Origin of the sequence: Klebsiella sp. HMSC25G12 (assembly GCF_001807705.1) — a bacterium.
Lineage (GTDB): Bacteria > Pseudomonadota > Gammaproteobacteria > Enterobacterales > Enterobacteriaceae > Klebsiella > Klebsiella variicola.
Map to the genome: position 1 here is coordinate 113,873 of NZ_KV789897.1, position 19,356 is coordinate 133,228.

Consider the following 19,356-nt stretch of genomic DNA (forward strand, 5'->3'; position numbering starts at 1 on the left):
GGTCATATCTGGCGAGCGGCGTAAACTGCCGGCATACACTAAGGAGACAGCCATGAAACACGATCATTTTATTGTTCAAAGCCCTGCGACGCCTGCGCAACAGCTGTTGCTGCTGTTTCATGGTGTGGGTGATAACCCGGTCTCTATGGGGCAAATCGGCAGCTGGTTCGCGCCGCAGTTTCCCGATGCGCTAATTGTCAGCATCGGCGGGGTCGAACCTTGCGGTCCCAACGGTCGGCAGTGGTTTTCGGTGCAGGGAGTGACGGAAGAGAATCGTCAGCAGCGCATCGATGCCATTATGCCGACCTTCATTGACATTGTGCGCTACTGGCAAGAGAAAAGCGGCGTCAGTCCACTGGCCACCGCGCTGATCGGTTTCTCTCAGGGGGCGATTATGTCGCTGGAGAGTATCAAAGCGGCGCCAGATCTGGCTTCAAGAGTGATCGCCTTTAATGGCCGCTACGCGACGCTGCCGATGACGGCAACGACGGCCACCACCATTCATCTGATCCACGGGGGGGAAGATCGGGTTATCGACCTGGCGTGGGCGGTGTCGGCTCAGGAGGCATTACAGCAGGCGGGCGGCGACGTGACCTTAGATATTGTTGACGATCTGGGGCATGCCATTGACGATCGCAGCATGCAGTTTGCCATCGAGCGTCTGCGTTATACCGTGCCGAAGCACTATTTTGATGAGGCGCTGAGCGGCAGTACGCCAAAAGGGGACGATATCATCGAAATGCTGTAACCCCGGCGGACGGGGTTACAGGCGGGCAGTACCGCGATAAAGGCAAACTTACGGTTTCTTCGACTGGTCGTGCTTTGGCCAGTCGTCGTCATCGTCCCATTTATCGTTAAAATCGCGGTGCGGCGGCAGATCGGGTTTGTTGTTAAGGAATTTTTTGTGGTCAACGCGGTTCAGATCTTTGATCACGTTGATAATCACCCCCACCAAAAAGACCAGAACCAGAATCCACCAGTGTTTAATAAGCCATTCCATGCGCGCTTCCTCTTTACGTCAATTCGTCAGGCGACCAGCTGTTCCATTACGCGTTGATACATCCGTGCCAGCAGCTGCAGGTCGGCGGCGTTCACACATTCATTAATTTTGTGAATGGTTGCGTTCACGGGGCCCAGCTCAACCACCTGCGCCCCCATGCGGGCGATAAACCGACCGTCAGAGGTGCCGCCGTTGGTCAACAGCTGCGGTTTGATCTCATTATAGTGCTCAATTGCGCTCACCACCGCATCCACCAGTTTACCGCGCCCGGTGAGGAACGGCTGGCCGGAGAGCCACCACTCCACGCTGTAACGCAGCTGGTATTTTTCCAGCAGGGAGACCACGCGGGCTTTGATCATCTCGTCCGTCAGTTCCGTACTGAAGCGGAAGTTGAACTGGACGAACATATCGCCGGGGATCACGTTGTTGCTGCCGGTACCGGACTGTACGTTGGCGATCTGCATGCTGGTTGGCGGGAAAAATTCATTGCCTTTATCCCACTCGATATTGACCAGCTCCGCCAGCATCGGCGCCGCGCGATGGACAGGGTTATCGGCAAGGTGCGGATAGGCAACATGGCCCTGCACGCCGTGAATGGTCAGGTTGCAGGTCAGCGAGCCGCGGCGGCCGTTTTTCACCACATCGCCGACCACCTCGGTACTGGAGGGTTCGCCGACCAGACAGTAGTCCAGACACTCATTACGCGCCATCAGCGTTTCCACCACTTTGACGGTGCCGTTTTTGGCGCTGGCCTCTTCATCTGAGGTGATCAAGAACGCCAGTCTGCCGCGATGATTCGGGTACTGCGCGACAAAACGTTCCGCCGCCACCACCATCGCCGCCAGCGAGCCTTTCATATCAGCTGCGCCGCGGCCGAACAGCATGCCGTCGCGGATGGTCGGTTCGAACGGGGGGTTGATCCAGCGGTCGGCATCGCCTGCCGGGACCACGTCGGTGTGGCCGGCGAAGGCCAGCGTCTCGCCGTGGCCGCGCCAGGCCCAGAAATTCTGTGTATCGCCGAAATCCATCGGTTCAACGGTAAAGCCGATCGCACGCAGGCGTTCAATCATTAACGCCTGGCATCCCGCATCATCGGGGCTAAGGGAAGGGCGGCGAATAAGCTGCTGAGCCAGCTCAATGACCGGGCAAGACATAGACTATACCTCGTTAAACTGCTGATAACTTGCTTCACTAAAACCCAGCAGCATAGGACGACCGGGCGCACAGAGCAATGGGCGTTTGATAATCGCCGGCATTTCCAGCATCAATGCGGCGGCGGCGTCGGCATTATCGATGCTGTTGCGCAGCGACTCGTCGAGTTTGCGCCAGGTGGTGCCGCGGGTGTTCAGCAGCGCCTGCCAGCCCAGTTCGGCAATAAAGGTATCCAGTTGCGCGCGGTCAAGGCCATCGGCGCGGTAGTCATGAAACTGATACGCAATCTGATGCGCTTCCAGCCAGCGGCGGGCTTTTTTAATGGTATCGCAGTTTTTAATTCCGTACATGGTGAGCATAGATAAACCTTTCACATTCAATTAAGCGGTTAACTCAGATATTTCCGAATATATAAGTCTTACTGAAATAATACGTGATTCAGATGAATAAATATAACTTTTTACCGGGTATCTCATTCAATTGACGGCGTGGTGAAATTTTGCTCATTCGCGGAAGTGATGTGAGGCTATTAACAATATTGCGAAAATGTTGCCTGAGAGTGCTCTGCGTCACATAATTTTTACATACGAAACGGCATAGTGGCGGCAACCAGAGGTTTTATCTCTGTCAGACGTCCACAAGACAATCAGAGCAATAGGGGAGCCCAACTTCCCATCAGCAATGAAGTTATATAGAATCGACCATAATAATAAGAGAGGCTATTATGATTGAACATGAACTGGGGAACTGGAAAGATTTTATTGAAGGCATGCTTCGTAAATAAATTTCCGTAATGTGAGCAGGGGAATAACGCGAAGTAAATAAGCGCGTCATCGTTCTGAACACATAAAGAAGGCGACCTTAAGGGTCGCCTTTTCTGTTATTAAGGCTCGCCGCCAACGCCCGACGGCTTATTGCGGACGCTCCTTCAGCGGAAAGCGACGGCGTACCAGCACAAAGAACAGCGGCACGAAAAAGATGGCCAGCACGGTGGCGGAGATCATCCCGCCCATCACCCCGGTACCGACCGCATGCTGGCTGCCGGAACCGGCCCCGGTGCTGGTCGCCATCGGCAGCACGCCGAAGATAAACGCCAGCGAGGTCATCAGGATGGGGCGCAGGCGCTGACGGCAGGCCGACAGCGTGGCGCTGAGCAGATCCTGGCCTTTCTCGTTCAGCTCGTTGGCGAACTCAACGATCAGAATGGCGTTTTTCGCCGACAGGCCGATCACCGTTAACAGGCCCACCTGGAAGTAAACATCATTCTCCAGGCCGCGCACCCAGGTCGCCAGCAGGGCGCCAATCACCCCGAGCGGGACCACCAGCATCACCGAGAACGGCACCGACCAGCTCTCGTACAGCGCCGCCAGGCACAGGAACACCACCAGCAGCGAAATCGCGTACAGTGCCGGCGCCTGAGCGCCAGAGAGGCGTTCCTGGTAGGACATGGCGGTCCATTCGAGGCCAAAGCCGGTTGGCAACTGCGCGGCCAGCTTCTCCATCATGTCCATCGCGGTGCCGGTACTGATACCCGGCGCCGCCTCACCAACGATCTCCACCGCCGAGTAGCCATTGTAGCGTTCCAGCCGCGGCGAGCCGGTCTCCCAGCGTGAGGTGGCGAAGGCCGAGAACGGCACCATCGTGCCGCTGCTGTTGCGGACATACCAGAGATTGATATCGTCTGGCAGCATCCGGTATTTCGCCGCTGCCTGGACGTAGACTTTCTTCACCCGGCCGCGATCCATAAAGTCGTTGACGTAGCTCGACCCCCACGCGGTTTGCAGCGTATCGTTGATGTCGTCAATAGAGACGCCCAGCGCCTGCGCTTTACGCTGATCGATATCGACCTGCAGCTGCGGACTGTCGTCGAGCCCGTTATGGCGGACCCGGGTCAACAGTGGGTTTTTGCCGGCCAGCTCAAGCAGCGTATCGCGTGCCGCCATCAGCGCATCGTGCCCCTTACCGGCGTGATCCTCAAGCTCCATATCGAAGCCTGCCGAACTGCCGAGGCCGCTGATGGCCGGCGGGCTGCTGGCGATGACCCGCGCTTCGTTGATCTGATTAAACGCTTTGGTGGCGCGTTCAATAATGGCAAAGGAGGAGCCGGTTTCCGGGTCGCGCTGGTCCCAGTCTTTGAGACGCACAAACATGCGGGCCACGTTCTGCCCGTTGCCGCCGGGGCCGGAACCGACGGTGGCAAATACCGATTCGACGTTCTGCTTCTCATTATTGAGGAAGTAATCTTCCGCTTTTTGCACTACTTTCAGCGTCTGCTGCTGAGTAGCGCCGCTCGGCAACTGGACCGAGGTGGTGAACATCCCGCGATCTTCCAGCGGCAGGAACGAGGTGGGCAGATGCAGGAACAGGAACACCATCCCGCCGAGCAGGACGACGTAGATCAGCATCCAGCGCAGCGAGCGGTGAAGAATTTTGCCGACAAAGGTTTCGTAGCGGCTGGCGCTGCGGTTGAAGGTGCGGTTGAACCAGCCGAAGAAGCCTTTTCTTTCATGGGATTCACCTGGCTTAACCGGCTTGAGCAGCGTGGCGCAAAGGGCCGGAGTGAGGATCATGGCCACCAGCACCGAGAGGACCATCGCCGCGACGATAGTGATTGAGAACTGGCGATAGATGGCCCCGGTGGTGCCGCCGAAGAAGGCCATTGGCACAAACACCGCCGACAGCACCATGGCGATCCCCACCAGTGCGCCTTGAATTTGCCCCATCGATTTGCGGGTCGCCTCGCGGGGCGACAGGCCCTCCTCGCTCATGATGCGCTCGACGTTCTCCACTACCACGATGGCGTCATCCACCAGCAGGCCGATCGCCAGCACCATCGCGAACATCGTCAGGGTGTTGATGCTGTAGCCACAGGCATACAGCACCGCAAAGGTGCCCATCAGCACCACCGGCACGGCGATGGTCGGGATCAGGGTGGCGCGGAAGTTCTGCAGGAACAGATACATCACGAGGAAGACCAGCAGGATCGCCTCCAGCAGCGTTTTGACCACATCAGTGATGGAGGCCTTTACGAAGGAGGTCGTCTCGTAGGCGACTTTATATTCCAGACCGTGAGGAAAATACTGCGACAGCTCATTGAGGCGATTGATCACTCGCTCCGCCGTGGCCATTTCGTTGGCGCCGGAAGCAAGCTTAATTCCCAGGCCCGAAGCGGCCTGCCGGTTGTAGCGGCTGAGGTAGTCGTACTTCTCCGCCCCCATCTCGACGGTGGCGACATCGCCCAGCGTCACCTCTGAACCATCCTGATTGACGCGCAGGGTGATATTGCGGAACTGCTCCGGGGTTTGTAGCAGAGATTGCGAGTTGATGGTGGCGTTTAGCGCCTGCTTATCGACCGAAGGCGTCCCGCCAAGCTGGCCGACGGCAATCTGGGCGTTCTGCGAACTGATGGCGTCGGTCACATCCTTGGTGGTCAGCTGGTAGCTATTGAGCTTCGCCGGGTCGAGCCAGATGCGCATTGAGTATTGCGAGCCGTAGGCGTCGATATCCCCCACGCCGTTGACGCGGCTGAGCGGGTCCTGAATGTTACTGGCGACGTAGTCGGCAATATCTTGTTTATCCATGCTGCCGTCGGTGGAGACGAAGGCGAGGGTCAGGATATTGGTGTCGCCGGTCTTGCGCACCGTCACCCCCTGGTTTTGCACCGCCTGCGGCAGTTTACGCATCGCCGACTGCAGCTGGTTCTGAACCTGCTGCACGGCTTCGTCCGGGTCGGTACCGGCGGTGAAGCTGAGGGTGATCGTCGCCTGGCCAGTGGCGCTGCTCTGGGATGACATATACATCAGGTTATCGAGGCCGGTCATATTCTGTTCGATAACCTGGGTGACGGTATTCTCCAGGGTTTGCGCGGAGGCGCCGGGATAGTTGGCGGTGATCCGCACGTTCGGCGGGGCGAGGTCGGGATACTGTTCAACGGGAAGCGACAAAATGGCAAGGGTGCCCGTCAGACATAACAGGATTGCCAGCACCCACGCAAAAATGGGGCGATCGATAAAGAAATTCGCCATCAGAATAAAGACCTCATATGCACATTTTTTTGTTATTGCACAGCCTGTGCCACTTTAGCGCCAGCGCCTCCGGCAATCGTGGAGAAATTAAGGAGATAGTGTAATTTATCATGTTGCTTTTGCCGTATCGTAAAGAAACCTCGAACTTTCCTGCCAGCAGGCAGTGAGCCTGCTTTGCAGCCTCAGACAGGCGCATTATCCCTTGCCGGTGTGAAACCTCATTTCATTTAAGTCAAAAAAATTGATCCAAAACGGATTCTCTCCAGAAAAAGTTTATCCTGGGCATTTGGACATTGTTCCGGCGCCGTCTTGTCGGGTAATAAATAGTCATGCGCATTGAGGGGTTATTCACCAAGAAGACAAAAGGAAGCCATGAACCACTTTATTTTGAGCGATAGTCGAAAATGTATCGGCTGCCAGGCCTGCGAAGTGGCCTGCGTAATGGCGCATAACGAGGAGCAACACGTGCTGACCCCGCAGCGCTTTTTACCTCGTATCACCGTCATCAAAGCGGCGGGCCAGCGTAACGCTATCACCTGCCGCCACTGTGAAGACGCCCCCTGCGTCCGCAGTTGCCCCAACGACGCCATTGCCCAGTCCGGCGACAGCGTTCAGGTCAGTCAGGAGAAATGCATTGGCTGTAAATCCTGCATGGTGGCCTGCCCGTTCGGGGTGATGCAGGTGGTGGTGACGCCGCAGGCTGCGGGCCTGGTAAAGGCCAGCGCGCAGAAATGCGATCTGTGCCAGGGCCGCGAAGCGGGACCGGCCTGTGTGGAAAACTGTCCCGCGCAGGCACTGACCCTCGCCGACGATGAGACGTTGACCGCGCTGGCGAAGCAGCGGCGACTGCGCTCGGCATGCCAGGAGGTGCAGCCGTGGCAGCGCGGTACGCCGACCTGCAGCCAGCCCAATGTTGGCGCGAAGGTCAGGCAAATGGCGATGACGCCGCCGCGCGGGGAGCCGGATAAGCTGGCGGCGGAGGCGCGTAAGAGCCACTTTGAGGAGATCTATCAGCCGTTCACCCCGGCGCAGGCGCAGCAGCAGGCCGCCCGCTGCCTCACGTGTGGGGAACACAGTATTTGCGAATGGACCTGCCCGCTGCATAACCATATCCCGCAGTGGGTCGAGCTGGTTAAGGCGGGGGATATCGCCGCCGCGGTCGCGCTTTCCCATCAGACCAACTGCCTGCCGGAGATCACCGGTCGCGTCTGCCCCCAGGACCGGCTGTGTGAAGGTGCCTGCACCCTGCGCGATGAAAGCGGCGCAGTCACCATCGGCAACATTGAGCGCTATATTTCCGACCAGGCGCTGGCCAGCGGCTGGCGTCCGGACCTCTCGCAGGTTAAGCCGAGCGGTAAGCGGGTGGCGATTATCGGCGCCGGGCCGGCCGGGCTGGCCTGCGCCGATGTGCTGGTGCGTCACGGCGTCCAGCCGGTGGTTTTTGACCGTCATCCGGAGATTGGCGGTCTGCTGACCTTCGGCATCCCGGCGTTCAAGCTGGATAAATCGCTGCTGGCCCGGCGGCGGGCCATTTTCAGCGAGATGGGTATCCGCTTTGAGCTCAATTGCGAGGTGGGGAAAGATATCCCCATGGCGACGCTGCTGGCCGACTATGACGCGGTGTTCGTCGGCGCCGGAACCTATCGCTCCATGAAGGCGGGGTTGCCGAACGAAGAGGCCCCCGGCGTTTACGATGCGCTGCCGTTCCTCATTGCCAACACCAAACAGGTGATGGGGCTGGCGGCATCGGCTCAGGAGCCTTATATCAACACTGCCGGGCTGAACGTCGTCGTGCTGGGCGGCGGCGATACAGCGATGGACTGCGTGCGCACCGCGCTGCGTCACGGCGCCCGCCAGGTGACCTGCGCCTATCGGCGGGATGAAGCCAACATGCCGGGCTCGAAAAAAGAGGTCAAAAACGCCCGCGAAGAGGGGGCGGTCTTTGAGTTTAACGTCCAGCCGGTGACCCTGGAGCTGGACGAAAGCGGGCGAGTGAACGGGGTACGCTTTTTGCGCACCGAGCTGGGCGCCCCGGACGCGGGAGGAAGACGCCGCCCGACGCCGATCCCCGGCAGTGAGTTTGTTATGCCGGCGGATGCGGTGATCATGGCCTTTGGCTTCCACCCGCACCGCATGCCCTGGCTGGAAGCGGCGGGCGTGGCGCTGGACAGCCAGGGGCGCATCAAAGCCGGCGTCGAGAGCCGTTACCGTTACCAGACCAGTCAGGAGAAGATCTTTGCCGGCGGCGATGCCGTGCGCGGCGCAGACCTTGTAGTGACGGCGATGGCGGAAGGCCGTCACGCGGCGCAGGGGATTTTGGACTATCTGGCGCTGAAAACGACGCCGCTTCACTGACGACAAACCCGGCCCCGCAGCGTAGTATGAGGGCGTCCTTTTACGCTGTGGGGTCGGTATGTCACTCAATATTCACGTCATTAAAGATAAAATCCTCTCTGAGAACTGGTTCGTACTACGCAACATGACTTATGAGCTAACGCGGGCGGACGGCAGCGTCGTGCGCCATAAGCGCGAAGTCTACGATCGCGGCAATGGCGCCACCGTACTGCTGTATAACCGCCATAAGCAGACGGTGGTCCTGGTGCGGCAGTTCCGGGTCGCCACCTGGGTCAATGGCAATCATGACGGCATGCTGATTGAAACCTGCGCCGGGCTGCTGGACAACGACGAGCCGGAAGCCTGCATTCGTAAAGAGGCGGTGGAAGAGACCGGCTACGAAGTGGGCGAGGTGCGTAAGCTGTTTGAGCTGTTTATGTCGCCAGGGGGCGTCACCGAAGTGGTGCATTTCTTTATCGCCGAGTACAGCGACGCGCAGCGAACCACCAGCGGCGGCGGGGTGGATGATGAAGCCATCGAGGTGCTGGAGCTGCCTTTTAGCCAGGCGCTGCAGATGGTCGCTGACGGTGAGATCCGCGACGGTAAGGCGGTCATCCTGCTGCAGTATCTGCAAACCTCCGGCCTGATGTCGGGGAACTCTGACAAATCCGATTGAGTAAGCGGCTGCCGTTGTCCAGGATAGGCGCCGTGGTCGGGTTTATCTGGGGTCGGGCGGTTCATGCTTTTTCGCATCATTTTTTTCCTCTTTCTGGCGGTGCTGCCTTGCTCGCAGGCATGGTCGGCACCGACGCAGCAGCGCTTCAACGACTGGCAGGTCACCTGTAACAACCAAAATTTCTGCGTCACCCGTAACGTGGGGCTGCATTATGGGCTGGTGATGACCCTCAGCCGCAGCGCCGGAGCAGTGACTGACGCCAGCCTGCGTATCGAACTGGGGGGCACCGGTAATCCGGTGGCGACGCTAGCGCCGATAGCGCCGCGCCTGCTGCTGGATGGCAAACCGGTGTCCCTGACCGACAAGCGCTGGCACATTGAAGATAAGCTCATTAAAACCGCCGACAGCGTGACGATCGATGCATTTCTCCAGCAGGTTCAGGAGGGGAAAGCTCTCTCGCTGGCCAATGGCCTGCAGAGCATCTCCCTGCAGGGGTTGAAAGCGGCTCTGTTTTTTATCGACGATCTGCAAAAGCGGGTAGGCAGTGAAACGGCCTGGGTCGGCAAAGGGGAAGAGCCGCCGCTCAGCGTACCGCCGGCCCCGGCGCTGCGCGCAGTGGCGACCGCGGAAACAGCGCAGTCGCCGCTGGGGCGTGAGGAGCTCAACGATCTGATGGACTACGGTAATGAGCGGATGACCAACAGCAACTGCTCCCTCGATCCCTTCCGCCGTGAAATTCGCGTTACTGCGCTGACGGATGACAAAGTGCTGCTGATGACCAGCTGCGAATCCGGCGCGTACAACACCGTCTGGCTGGCCTGGCTGGTCTCCCGCCAGCGGCCCTATGTCGCCCGTCAGGTGCGGCTGACGCTGCCGTTTCAGCCACCGGGCGAGGCACCGCGGGAGATCGAGCTTATCAACGCCAGCTACGATGATCGCCGCCATGAGCTGGTGACCCTGGATAAAGGCCGCGAGGCCGGCGATTGCGGGATCCAGACCCGCTGGCGTTTTGACGGCCAGCGGTTCAGTCTCTCCCGCTACGCGCAGCAGCCGACGTGTGATAACTGGCAGGGGCCAGACGCCTGGCCCACGCTGTGGATCACCCGTTAAGCACCTGCTCCGCGGTGGCGACGATATGGTCGACCGTAAAGCCAAAGAACGGAAACAGCTGCTCTGCCGGGGCGGATTCGCCATAGCCGGTCATGCCGACGATCTTGCCTTTTAAGCCGACATATTTATACCAGTAGTCCGCTATCCCGGCCTCGACCGCCACCCGGGCGCTGACGTCCGACGGCAGCACCGACTCGCGCCAGGCCTCATCCTGGGCATCAAACACATCGGTGGAAGGGAGCGAGACGACCCGCACATTCACCCCGTTCGCCAACAGTTTTTCTGCGGCCAGCACAGTGATCTCCACTTCCGAGCCGGTGGCGATGAGGATCAGGTCGGGCTTCCCGCCGGCATCTTTCAGCACGTAGCCTCCCCGGGCAATAGCCTGCACCTGTTCCGGGGTGCGCGGCATCTGCGCCAGGTTTTGCCGCGACAGGATCAGCGCCGTTGGTCCGTTCTGGCGCGCAATGGCCGCCTGCCAGGCGACGGCGGTCTCCACCTGGTCGCAGGGGCGCCAGGTGCTGAAGTTGGGCGTCAGTCGCAGACTGGCCAGCTGTTCCACCGCCTGGTGCGTCGGGCCATCTTCCCCGAGACCGATGGAGTCATGGGTATAGACCATGATCTGCCGGGCCTTCATCAGGGCCGCCATGCGCGCGGCGTTGCGGGCGTATTCCACAAACATCAGGAAGGTCGAGGTATACGGAATGAAGCCCCCGTGCAGGGCGATGCCGTTGGCCACCGCGGTCATGCCAAATTCGCGCACGCCGTAGTGGATATAGTTGCCCGCAGGATCGTCTTTAATCGATGTCGAGCCAGACCAGATGGTCAGGTTACTCGGCGCAAGATCCGCCGAACCGCCCAGCAGTTCCGGGAGATGCGGGCCGTAGGCGTTCAGCGCGTTTTGCGAGGCCTTGCGGCTGGCGATTTTCGCCGGCTCGGCCTGCAGTTTCGCCACGTAGTCGCGGGCGGTCGCGGCAAAGTCTTCCGGCAGGGTGCCATCCATGCGGCGAGTCAGCTCAGCGGCCAGCTCCGGAAACTGCTGCTGGTAGGCGGCGAATTTCTCGTTCCAGGCGTGCTCGGCTTTTTCGCCGCGCGGACGCGCATCCCAGCCCTGATAGATCTCTTTCGGGATCTCGAAGGGCGGATATTTCCAGCCCAGCTGCTGGCGGGCCAGGGCCACCTCTTTTTCGCCCAGCGCCGCGCCGTGAGACTCTTCCGACCCCGCTTTGTTGGGCGAACCGAAGCCGATGATGGTCCGACAGATAATCAGCGACGGCTTATCTTTCACCGCCTGCGCTTCCGCAATGGCCTGTTTAATGGCCTGCGGATCGTGACCATCAATGTCACCGATCACATGCCAGTGATAAGCGCGGAAGCGTTCGGCCGTATCATCGGAAAACCAGCCTTCGGTTTTGCCGTCGATGGAGATGCCGTTGTGATCGTAAAAACCGATCAGCTTACCCAGTCCGAGCGTACCGGCCAGCGAACAGGCCTCATGGGAGATCCCCTCCATCAGGCAGCCATCGCCCATGAAAACCCAGGTGTGATGGTCGATAATCTCATGACCGGGGCGGTTAAACTGTGCCGCCAGGGTGCGTTCGGCGATGGCCATGCCGACGGCGTTCGCCAGCCCCTGGCCCAGCGGGCCGGTGGTGGTCTCCACCCCGGGGGTATAGCCATGCTCCGGGTGGCCCGGCGTTTTTGAGTGCAACTGACGGAACTGCTTGAGTTCTGACAGCGGCAGATCGTAGCCGGTCAGGTGCAACAGGCTGTAGAGCAGCATCGACGCGTGGCCGTTGGACAGAATAAAGCGGTCGCGGTCCACCCAGCCAGGGTTCTGCGGATTGTGCTTGAGAAAATCGTTCCACAGCACTTCGGCAATGTCTGCCATCCCCATTGGCGCACCGGGGTGGCCGGAATTGGCTTTCTGCACCGCGTCCATACTCAGGGCGCGGATGGCGTTGGCAAGCTCTCTTCGGGACATAGTTTTCTCCGTGAGACTAAAGTGACAGTTTGGCGGCAAGCAGATCTTCCAGTTTGCGCTGATCGACGGCGAACAGGCGGATCCCCTCCGCCAGCTTTTCGACCGCCATCGGGTCCTGATTATGTTCCCAGCGGAACTCCGCCTCGCTGAGCGGCACCGGGCGCGGCAGGATCTGGCTGGCAGGGATCAGTTTGCGCACCACCGGGGCGTCGCTGGCCTGCAGCTCTTTTAACAAGGGCGGGGCGATGGTCAGCCGGTCGCAGCCGACCAGGGCGAGGATCTGTTCGGTGCGGCGGAAGCTGGCGCCCATCACGATGGTGGTGTATTTATGCTGTTTGAAGTAGTCATAGATATTGCGCACCGATTTCACCCCCGGATCTTCCTCCACCACGTAAGGATCCAGCGGCTTACGCGCCTGATACCAGTCATAAATACGCCCGACGAAAGGGGAGATCAGATAGACCCCGGCTTCGGCGCAGGCCCGGGCCTGGGCGAAGGAAAACAGCAGCGTCAGGTTGCAGTGGATGCCTTCTTTTTCCAGCGTCTCGGCGGCGCGGATCCCCTCCCAGGTGGATGCCAGTTTGATCAGGATCCGCGACTTATCAATGCCCATCTCCTGATACAGCGCCACCAGATGGCGCGCCTTCTCGATGCTCTTCTCCCGGTTGAAGGAGAGCCGGGCGTCCACCTCGGTGGAGACCCGGCCCGGAATGCTTTTGAGGATCTCCGCGCCAAAATTGACCGCCAGCTTATCGCAGGCGTGAGTCACCTGCGCTTCACGGCCGCCTCCTTGCTTTTTCGCCCAGGCGATGGCGTCGTCAATGAGTCCGCTATAGGACGCCAGGCCGGCGGCCTTCAGCAGCAGGGAGGGGTTAGTGGTGGCATCTTCCGGATGATAGTGGCGAATGGATTCGATGTCGCCGCTGTCGGCGACCACGGTGGTGAACTGCTTGATGCTGTCTAGCTGATTCATAGATAAGTCCTCCTGGAACAAGGTGTTACATGAGTGCTTGCCGGTATGCGGTATAAATAGTGATGAGGTACATAACCAAAAAGCATAGCAGACGGGGCTATTATTGGCGGCGAATCCGGGTAACATAACCGCTATAAATTGATAACAACCAGATCATAGCGATGGCCAGAGTTTGGCGGTGTTCAAAGTTTATCGCCCCGCCAGGAGGGATACTGTCTGCCACTGAAAGGTGAACGACAGGATGGTCATCACGCTTTTCCCCTACGAACGATACGTGAAAGAAAGGAATAGAAAATGGATGAGCAGTTAAAACAGAGCGCCCTCGACTTCCACGAATTTCCGGTTCCCGGAAAAATCCAGGTCTCGCCGACCAAACCTCTCGCCACCCAGCGCGATTTGGCGCTGGCCTACTCGCCGGGCGTCGCGGCCCCCTGTCTGGAAATCGAAAAAGATCCGCTGGCCGCCTACAAATACACTGCCCGCGGCAACCTGGTGGCGGTCGTCTCCAACGGCACCGCGGTGCTGGGGCTGGGGAATATCGGCGCGCTGGCCGGCAAGCCGGTGATGGAGGGCAAAGGCGTCCTGTTTAAGAAATTCGCCGGCATCGATGTGTTTGATATCGAAGTCGATGAGCTGGATCCGGACAAATTCATTAACGTCGTCGCCGCCCTCGAGCCGACCTTCGGCGGTATCAACCTGGAAGATATTAAAGCGCCGGAGTGTTTCTACATCGAGCAGCAGCTGCGCGAGCGGATGAATATTCCGGTTTTCCATGACGATCAGCATGGCACGGCGATCATCAGCACCGCGGCGATCCTCAACGGTCTGCGCGTCGTCGAGAAGAATCTGTCCGACGTGCGGATGGTGGTCTCCGGCGCGGGCGCGGCGGCGATCGCCTGCATGAACCTGCTGGTGGCGCTGGGGATGCAAAAGCACAACATCGTGGTCTGCGATTCGAAAGGCGTCATCTATAAAGACCGTGAACCGAACATGGCGGAAACCAAAGCCGCCTACGCAGTGGAAGACGACGGCAAACGTACGCTTGATGATGTGATCGACGGCGCCGACATTTTCCTCGGCTGCTCTGGCCCGAAAGTGCTGACTCCGGAGATGGTGAAGAAGATGGCGCGCGCGCCGCTGATCCTTGCCCTGGCCAACCCGGAGCCGGAAATTCTGCCGCCGCTGGCGAAGCAGGTCCGCGATGACGCCATCATCTGTACCGGTCGCTCCGACTACCCTAACCAGGTCAACAATGTGCTCTGCTTCCCGTTCATCTTCCGCGGCGCGCTGGACGTCGGCGCGACGGCGATCAACGAAGAGATGAAGCTGGCGGCGGTGCACGCCATTGCCGAGCTGGCCCATGCTGAGCAGAGCGAAGTGGTGGCCTCCGCCTATGGCGATCAGGATTTAAGCTTTGGTCCGGACTACATCATTCCGAAACCGTTCGACCCGCGGCTGATCGTCAAGATTGCCCCTGCGGTGGCGAAGGCGGCAATGGATTCCGGCGTGGCAACGCGCCCCATCGCTGATTTTGACGCCTATATCGAGAAGCTGAGCGAGTTCGTCTATAAAACCAACCTGTTTATGAAGCCTATCTTCTCTCAGGCGCGCAAAGAGCCGAAGCGCGTGGTGTTGGCGGAAGGGGAGGAGACCCGGGTGCTGCACGCCACTCAGGAGCTGGTGTCGCTGGGGCTGGCCAAACCGATTCTGGTGGGGCGCCCTAGCGTGATTGAAATGCGCATCCAGAAGCTGGGTCTGCAGATCAAGGCCGGCGTTGACTTTGAGATCGTCAATAATGAATCCGACCCGCGGTTTAAAGAGTACTGGAGCGAGTACTACCAGCTGATGAAGCGCCGCGGCATTACCCAGGAGCAGGCGCAGCGGGCGGTGATTAGCAACACCACGGTGATTGGCGCCATCATGGTTCATCGCGGTGAAGCGGATGCGATGATCTGCGGGACTATCGGCGAGTACCACGACCACTACCGCGTGGTGCAGCCGCTGTTTGGCTATCGCGACGGCGTCAGCACCGCCGGGGCGATGAATGCGCTGCTGCTGCCGAGCGGCAACACCTTTATCGCCGACACCTATGTCAATCACGATCCCTCCCCGGAAGAGCTGGCGGAGATCACCCTGATGGCGGCGGAAAGCGTGCGTCGCTTCGGTATTGAGCCGCGGGTGGCATTGCTGTCGCACTCCAACTTTGGTTCCGCCGACTGCCCGTCAGCCAGCAAGATGCGCAAAACCCTTGAACTGGTGAAGGCGAGCGCCCCGGAGCTGATGATCGATGGCGAAATGCATGGCGACGCCGCGCTGGTGGAAAGCATCCGCAACGACCGCATGCCGGACAGCCCGCTGAAGGGATCGGCCAATATTCTGGTGATGCCGAATATGGAAGCCGCCCGGATCAGCTATAACCTGCTGCGTGTCTCCAGTTCGGAAGGGGTGACCGTCGGGCCAGTGCTGATGGGGGTGGCGAAGCCGGTGCATATTCTGACGCCGATCGCCTCCGTACGCCGCATTGTGAATATGGTGGCGCTGGCGGTTGTCGAAGCGCAAACCGAACCGCTGTAATCTCGTTTTTTTCCCATTAACGCGCGGAGAGTTTTCCGCGCACAATATCAGGCAGGCCGGCGAGTAAAAACGCTGAGCCTGCCTTTTTAATTCCGCCGCATTATTATTTTCTCTCCTGAGTGATCCACTTCACCTTTTAACCCCACTTGCCGAAATTTGTTATTTGCCGCGCTGAAATACCGTCACCATGAGGACAGATTTCAGGGGGGCAATCAGTCATGGATAAAGAACGCATTATTCAGGAATTCGTACCAGGCAAACAGGTCACGCTGGCGCATCTGATTGCCCACCCGGGAGCGGAGCTGGCGAAAAAGATCGGCGTACCCGAATCCGGCGCGATCGGCATTATGACGCTGACACCGGGGGAAACAGCGATGATCGCCGGCGATCTGGCGATGAAGGCCGCCGATGTGCACATCGGTTTTCTCGACCGGTTTAGCGGCGCGCTGGTGATCTACGGTTCGGTCGGCGCGGTGGAGGAGGCGCTCCTGCAGACCATCGGCGGGTTAGGCCGCTTATTAAATTATACCTTGTGCGAATTAACGAAAAGTTAATTGAGAGCGACCATGAAGCGTATTGCCATTGTCGGCACCGTCGGTGCAGGAAAAACCACATTATTTAATGCCCTGCAGGGAAATTATTCCCTCGCCAGAAAAACGCAGGCGCTGGAATTTAACGATCGTGGCGACATCGATACACCCGGGGAATATTTCAGCCATCCTCGCTGGTATCACGCCTTAATTACCACCCTGCAGGATGTGGACACCCTGATTTATGTCCATGCGGCCAATGATACCGAAAGTCGCCTGCCTCCCGGGTTACTGGATATTGGCAGCCGAAAGCACCTTATCGTGGCGATCAGCAAAACGGATCTGCCGGATGCCAACGTCGCCGCGGTGCGGCAGCTGCTGGACGGGATGGGGTTTCAGGCGCCGGTTTTCGCCCTCAACGGTTGCGATCCGCAAAGCGTCGCGTCGCTGGAAAATTATTTGAGTGAGCTCAGCCAAAAGGAGGAAGGGCCAGGTGAAGAAACTCATTACCGCTAACGATATTCGTGCCGCCCACGCGCGCGGCGAACAGGCGATGTCAGTTGTTCTGCGCGCCAGCATTATCACCCCGGAAGCGCGCGAAGTCGCCGAGCTGCTGGGATTCACTATCACCGAGGATGATGGCGCCGCGCCGGCGGCGACAGCGGCGAACAGCGACAAAACGGAAAGCCAGCGGATCCGCGAAACCATCCTGGCGCAGTTGCCGGAAGGCCAGTTTACCGAAAGCCTGGTGGCGCAGCTGATGGAAAAGGTGATGAAGGAGAAGCAGTCCCTGGAGCAGGAGGCGATGCAGCCAGGATTTGACTCCGTGACCGGCAAAGGCGGCATCAAAGTGATCGACGGCAGCAGCGTGAAGTTTGGCCGCTTCGACGGCGCCCAGCCGCACTGCGTCGGCTTAACGGACCTGGTGACCGACCAGGATGGCAGCAGCATGGCCGCCGGATTTATGCAGTGGGAGAACGCCTTCTTCCCGTGGACGCTGAACTACGACGAAATCGATATGGTGCTGGAGGGCGAGCTGCATGTGCGCCATCAGGGGGAAACGCTGATTGCCAAAGCAGGGGACGTCATGTTTATCCCGAAAGGCGCCAGTATCGAATTCGGTACCCCGTCGACGGTGCGCTTCCTGTACGTCGCCTGGCCGGCAAACTGGCAATCGCTATGAACGATTTCATTACCGAAGCGTGGCTCAGAGCGAATCATACGCTCAGCGAAGGCGGTGAAATCCATCTTCCTGCCGACGCTCGCCTGACGCCCTCGGCGAGGGAGCTGCTGGAAAGTCGGCATCTGCGGGTCAAATTTCTCGACCGCCAGGGGCGCCTGTTTGTCGAGGATGACGAACAGACGCCGCAGCCGGTGCATGTCCTGACCAGCCGCGACCATCCGCCCCAGGCCTGCTGCGAGCTCTGTCACCAGCCGGTGGATAAAAAGCCGGACACCCTGACCCACCTGACGGCCGATACCCTGGTGGCGAAAAACGATCCGCGGCTGGCCTTCCGTGCGGTGCTGGACAGCACCATCGCTCTGACGGTGTGGCTGCAAATTGAACTGGCGGAGTCCTGGCAGCCGTGGCTGATGGATATCCGTTCGCGGCTGGGCAACATCATGCGCGCCGACGCGCTGGAGGAGCCGCTGGCGGCGCAGTCGATAGCCGGATTCAGCGAGGGACAGTTACACCGTCTGTCCCATCAGCCGCTGCGCTTCCTGGGCCACGATCACCTGGTGCCGGAGGCCCGCCATGGGCGCGAGGTCGCGCTGCTTAATCTGCTGCGCGGCAAAGTCCGCGAGGCGGAGGTGACCGCGGCGCAGGTGTTTATCACGCCGCAATTTGCGGTCCGGCGCGCCGATATTATGCAAGCGCTCAACCGTCTCTCCAGCGCGGTCTACGTGATGATGATCCTGGGCGTGACGGATTCGCCGCCAACCCTCAGCCAGCTGCAGCAGCACCTGGGAGGTGAAGATGATCATTGACCAATGCCGCAAACTGGCGCTGCGCGCCCCCGCCCGAGTGGTGTTCCCGGATGCGCTGGACGTCCGTGTGCTGAAGGCGGCGCATTATCTGCAGCAGCAGGGCCTGGCGCGTCCGATCCTCGTCGCCAGTCCCTTCGCGCTGCGGCAGTTCGCCCTTGGCGAACGTCTGCCGCTGACCGGAGTGCAGATCATTGATCCGCACAGCAACCTGGCGATGCGCGAGGCGTTTGCCGCCGCCTGGCAGGCGCGCGCCGGCGATAAAGCGCCCGCTGACGCCGTCGACAAGCTGGCCGACCCGCTGATGTTCGCCGCGGCGATGGTCAGCGGCGGTGAGGCCGAGGTGTGTATCGCCGGGAATCTCTCGTCAACCGCCAGCGTGCTGCGCGCCGGTCTGCGCCTTATCGGCCTGCAGCCGGGGTGTAAAACGCTCTCTTCGCTGTTTCTGATGCTGCCGCAGTATGCCGGCCAGCCGCTGGGGTTTGCCGACTGCAGCGTGGTGCCGCAGCCGACGGCGGCGCAGCTGGCGGATATCGCGATTGCCAGCGCCGAGACCTGGCAAGCGATCGCTGGCGAAGCGCCGCGGGTGGCAATGCTGTCTTTCTCCACGCACGGCAGCGCCCGGCATCCCTGTGTGGCTAACGTCCAGCAGGCCACGGAGATCGTGCGTCAGCGGGCGCCGCAGCTGATGGTCGATGGCGAACTGCAGTTTGACGCCGCCTTTGTACCGGACGTCGCTGCGCACAAAGCGCCCGGCAGCCCGCTGCGGGGGCGGGCCAATGTGCTGGTCTTCCCATCGCTGGAGGCGGGCAACATCGGCTACAAAATCGCCCAGCGGTTGGGTGGATATCGCGCCATCGGGCCGCTGATCCAGGGCCTCGCCGCCCCGCTTCACGACCTCTCGCGAGGCTGTAGCGTAGAGGAAATTATCGAACTGGCGCTGGTGGCGTCGGTACCGCGCCAGACGGACGCAAGCCGGATCCCCGACTCGTCCACGCTGGTTGAATGAATG

At 59.8% G+C, this 19,356-nt stretch carries 17 protein-coding genes; 11 read left to right on the forward strand and 6 right to left on the reverse strand.

Annotation, left to right across the window (positions count from 1 at the left end):
* The first annotated feature begins 52 nt into the window (after window positions 1-52).
* Window positions 53-748, forward strand: a complete 696-nt coding sequence (gene ypfH / locus HMPREF3096_RS16240; RefSeq protein ID WP_008803836.1) for an esterase — start codon at window positions 53-55, stop codon at window positions 746-748.
* Between the two features lie 48 nt (window positions 749-796).
* Here the strand turns inward: ypfH and HMPREF3096_RS16245 are convergent, their stop codons facing one another.
* Genes HMPREF3096_RS16245 through HMPREF3096_RS16255 form a run of 3 tightly spaced genes read right to left on the reverse strand, consistent with a single transcriptional unit; the run spans window position 797 to window position 2,511 of the window.
* Window positions 797-1,000: a YpfN family protein gene (locus HMPREF3096_RS16245; protein WP_002913768.1), complete on the reverse strand. Its 204-nt coding sequence runs from the start codon at window positions 998-1,000 to the stop codon at window positions 797-799.
* A gap of 26 nt (window positions 1,001-1,026) precedes the next feature.
* Window positions 1,027-2,154, reverse strand: coding sequence for a succinyl-diaminopimelate desuccinylase (dapE, locus tag HMPREF3096_RS16250; RefSeq protein WP_032730887.1), 1,128 nt, complete (start codon window positions 2,152-2,154; stop codon window positions 1,027-1,029).
* A gap of 3 nt (window positions 2,155-2,157) precedes the next feature.
* Complete coding sequence (locus HMPREF3096_RS16255) at window positions 2,158-2,511, reverse strand: ArsC family reductase (protein ID WP_008803838.1); 354 nt, start codon at window positions 2,509-2,511, stop codon at window positions 2,158-2,160.
* 365 nt (window positions 2,512-2,876) lie between these two features.
* Between HMPREF3096_RS16255 and ypfM the strand changes: the two genes are divergently transcribed.
* Entirely contained in the window at window positions 2,877-2,936 is a 60-nt protein-coding gene (gene ypfM, locus HMPREF3096_RS30490) for a protein YpfM (RefSeq protein WP_100181659.1), read from the forward strand.
* 127 nt (window positions 2,937-3,063) lie between these two features.
* On the opposite strand, the gene acrD is transcribed toward ypfM, so the two are convergent.
* Window positions 3,064-6,177 (reverse strand): multidrug efflux RND transporter permease AcrD, encoded by a 3,114-nt coding sequence (acrD, locus tag HMPREF3096_RS16260; protein WP_008803839.1) that lies wholly within the window; start codon window positions 6,175-6,177, stop codon window positions 3,064-3,066.
* A 372-nt stretch (window positions 6,178-6,549) separates the two neighbouring features.
* Between acrD and aegA the strand changes: the two genes are divergently transcribed.
* From aegA to HMPREF3096_RS16275, 3 genes are all read left to right on the forward strand, one after another.
* Window positions 6,550-8,532 (forward strand): formate-dependent uric acid utilization protein AegA, encoded by a 1,983-nt coding sequence (gene aegA, locus HMPREF3096_RS16265; protein WP_048293512.1) that lies wholly within the window; start codon window positions 6,550-6,552, stop codon window positions 8,530-8,532.
* A 58-nt stretch (window positions 8,533-8,590) separates the two neighbouring features.
* Window positions 8,591-9,187, forward strand: coding sequence for a GDP-mannose pyrophosphatase NudK (nudK, locus tag HMPREF3096_RS16270; protein WP_002913754.1), 597 nt, complete (start codon window positions 8,591-8,593; stop codon window positions 9,185-9,187).
* A gap of 63 nt (window positions 9,188-9,250) precedes the next feature.
* Window positions 9,251-10,297, forward strand: coding sequence for a DUF1176 domain-containing protein (locus HMPREF3096_RS16275; protein WP_032730884.1), 1,047 nt, complete (start codon window positions 9,251-9,253; stop codon window positions 10,295-10,297).
* Here the strand turns inward: HMPREF3096_RS16275 and tkt are convergent.
* Both tkt and tal read right to left on the reverse strand, forming a co-directional pair.
* Window positions 10,287-12,281 (reverse strand): transketolase, encoded by a 1,995-nt coding sequence (gene tkt / locus HMPREF3096_RS16280; protein WP_008803842.1) that lies wholly within the window; start codon window positions 12,279-12,281, stop codon window positions 10,287-10,289. The two genes, HMPREF3096_RS16275 and tkt, sit on opposite strands and share 11 nt — an antisense overlap.
* 16 nt (window positions 12,282-12,297) lie before the next feature.
* The gene (gene tal, locus HMPREF3096_RS16285; protein ID WP_008803843.1) at window positions 12,298-13,254 is read right to left on the reverse strand and encodes a transaldolase; all 957 of its coding nucleotides are present in this window, start codon (window positions 13,252-13,254) and stop codon (window positions 12,298-12,300) included.
* 294 nt (window positions 13,255-13,548) lie between these two features.
* Between tal and maeB the strand changes: the two genes are divergently transcribed.
* From maeB to pta, 6 genes are all read left to right on the forward strand, one after another.
* Complete coding sequence (gene maeB / locus HMPREF3096_RS16290; protein ID WP_008803844.1) at window positions 13,549-15,828, forward strand: NADP-dependent oxaloacetate-decarboxylating malate dehydrogenase; 2,280 nt, start codon at window positions 13,549-13,551, stop codon at window positions 15,826-15,828.
* 218 nt (window positions 15,829-16,046) lie between these two features.
* Window positions 16,047-16,382: an ethanolamine utilization microcompartment protein EutS gene (eutS, locus tag HMPREF3096_RS16295; RefSeq protein ID WP_002913729.1), complete on the forward strand. Its 336-nt coding sequence runs from the start codon at window positions 16,047-16,049 to the stop codon at window positions 16,380-16,382.
* Between the two features lie 12 nt (window positions 16,383-16,394).
* On the forward strand, window positions 16,395-16,874 hold the full coding sequence (gene eutP / locus HMPREF3096_RS16300) for an ethanolamine utilization acetate kinase EutP (RefSeq protein WP_023340602.1): 480 nt from the start codon (window positions 16,395-16,397) through the stop codon (window positions 16,872-16,874).
* Window positions 16,852-17,541 carry an ethanolamine utilization acetate kinase EutQ gene (gene eutQ / locus HMPREF3096_RS16305; RefSeq protein WP_032730882.1) on the forward strand — a complete coding sequence of 230 codons (690 nt, stop codon included), beginning with the start codon at window positions 16,852-16,854 and terminating at the stop codon, window positions 17,539-17,541. Before eutP ends, eutQ begins: the two co-directional genes overlap by 23 nt.
* On the forward strand, window positions 17,538-18,347 hold the full coding sequence (gene eutT / locus HMPREF3096_RS16310; RefSeq protein ID WP_032730881.1) for an ethanolamine utilization cob(I)yrinic acid a,c-diamide adenosyltransferase EutT: 810 nt from the start codon (window positions 17,538-17,540) through the stop codon (window positions 18,345-18,347). Before eutQ ends, eutT begins: the two co-directional genes overlap by 4 nt.
* Window positions 18,337-19,353 carry a phosphate acetyltransferase gene (gene pta, locus HMPREF3096_RS16315; RefSeq protein ID WP_012540923.1) on the forward strand — a complete coding sequence of 339 codons (1,017 nt, stop codon included), beginning with the start codon at window positions 18,337-18,339 and terminating at the stop codon, window positions 19,351-19,353. The genes eutT and pta overlap by 11 nt, the downstream gene beginning before the upstream one ends.
* The last annotated feature ends 3 nt before the right edge of the window (window positions 19,354-19,356 follow it).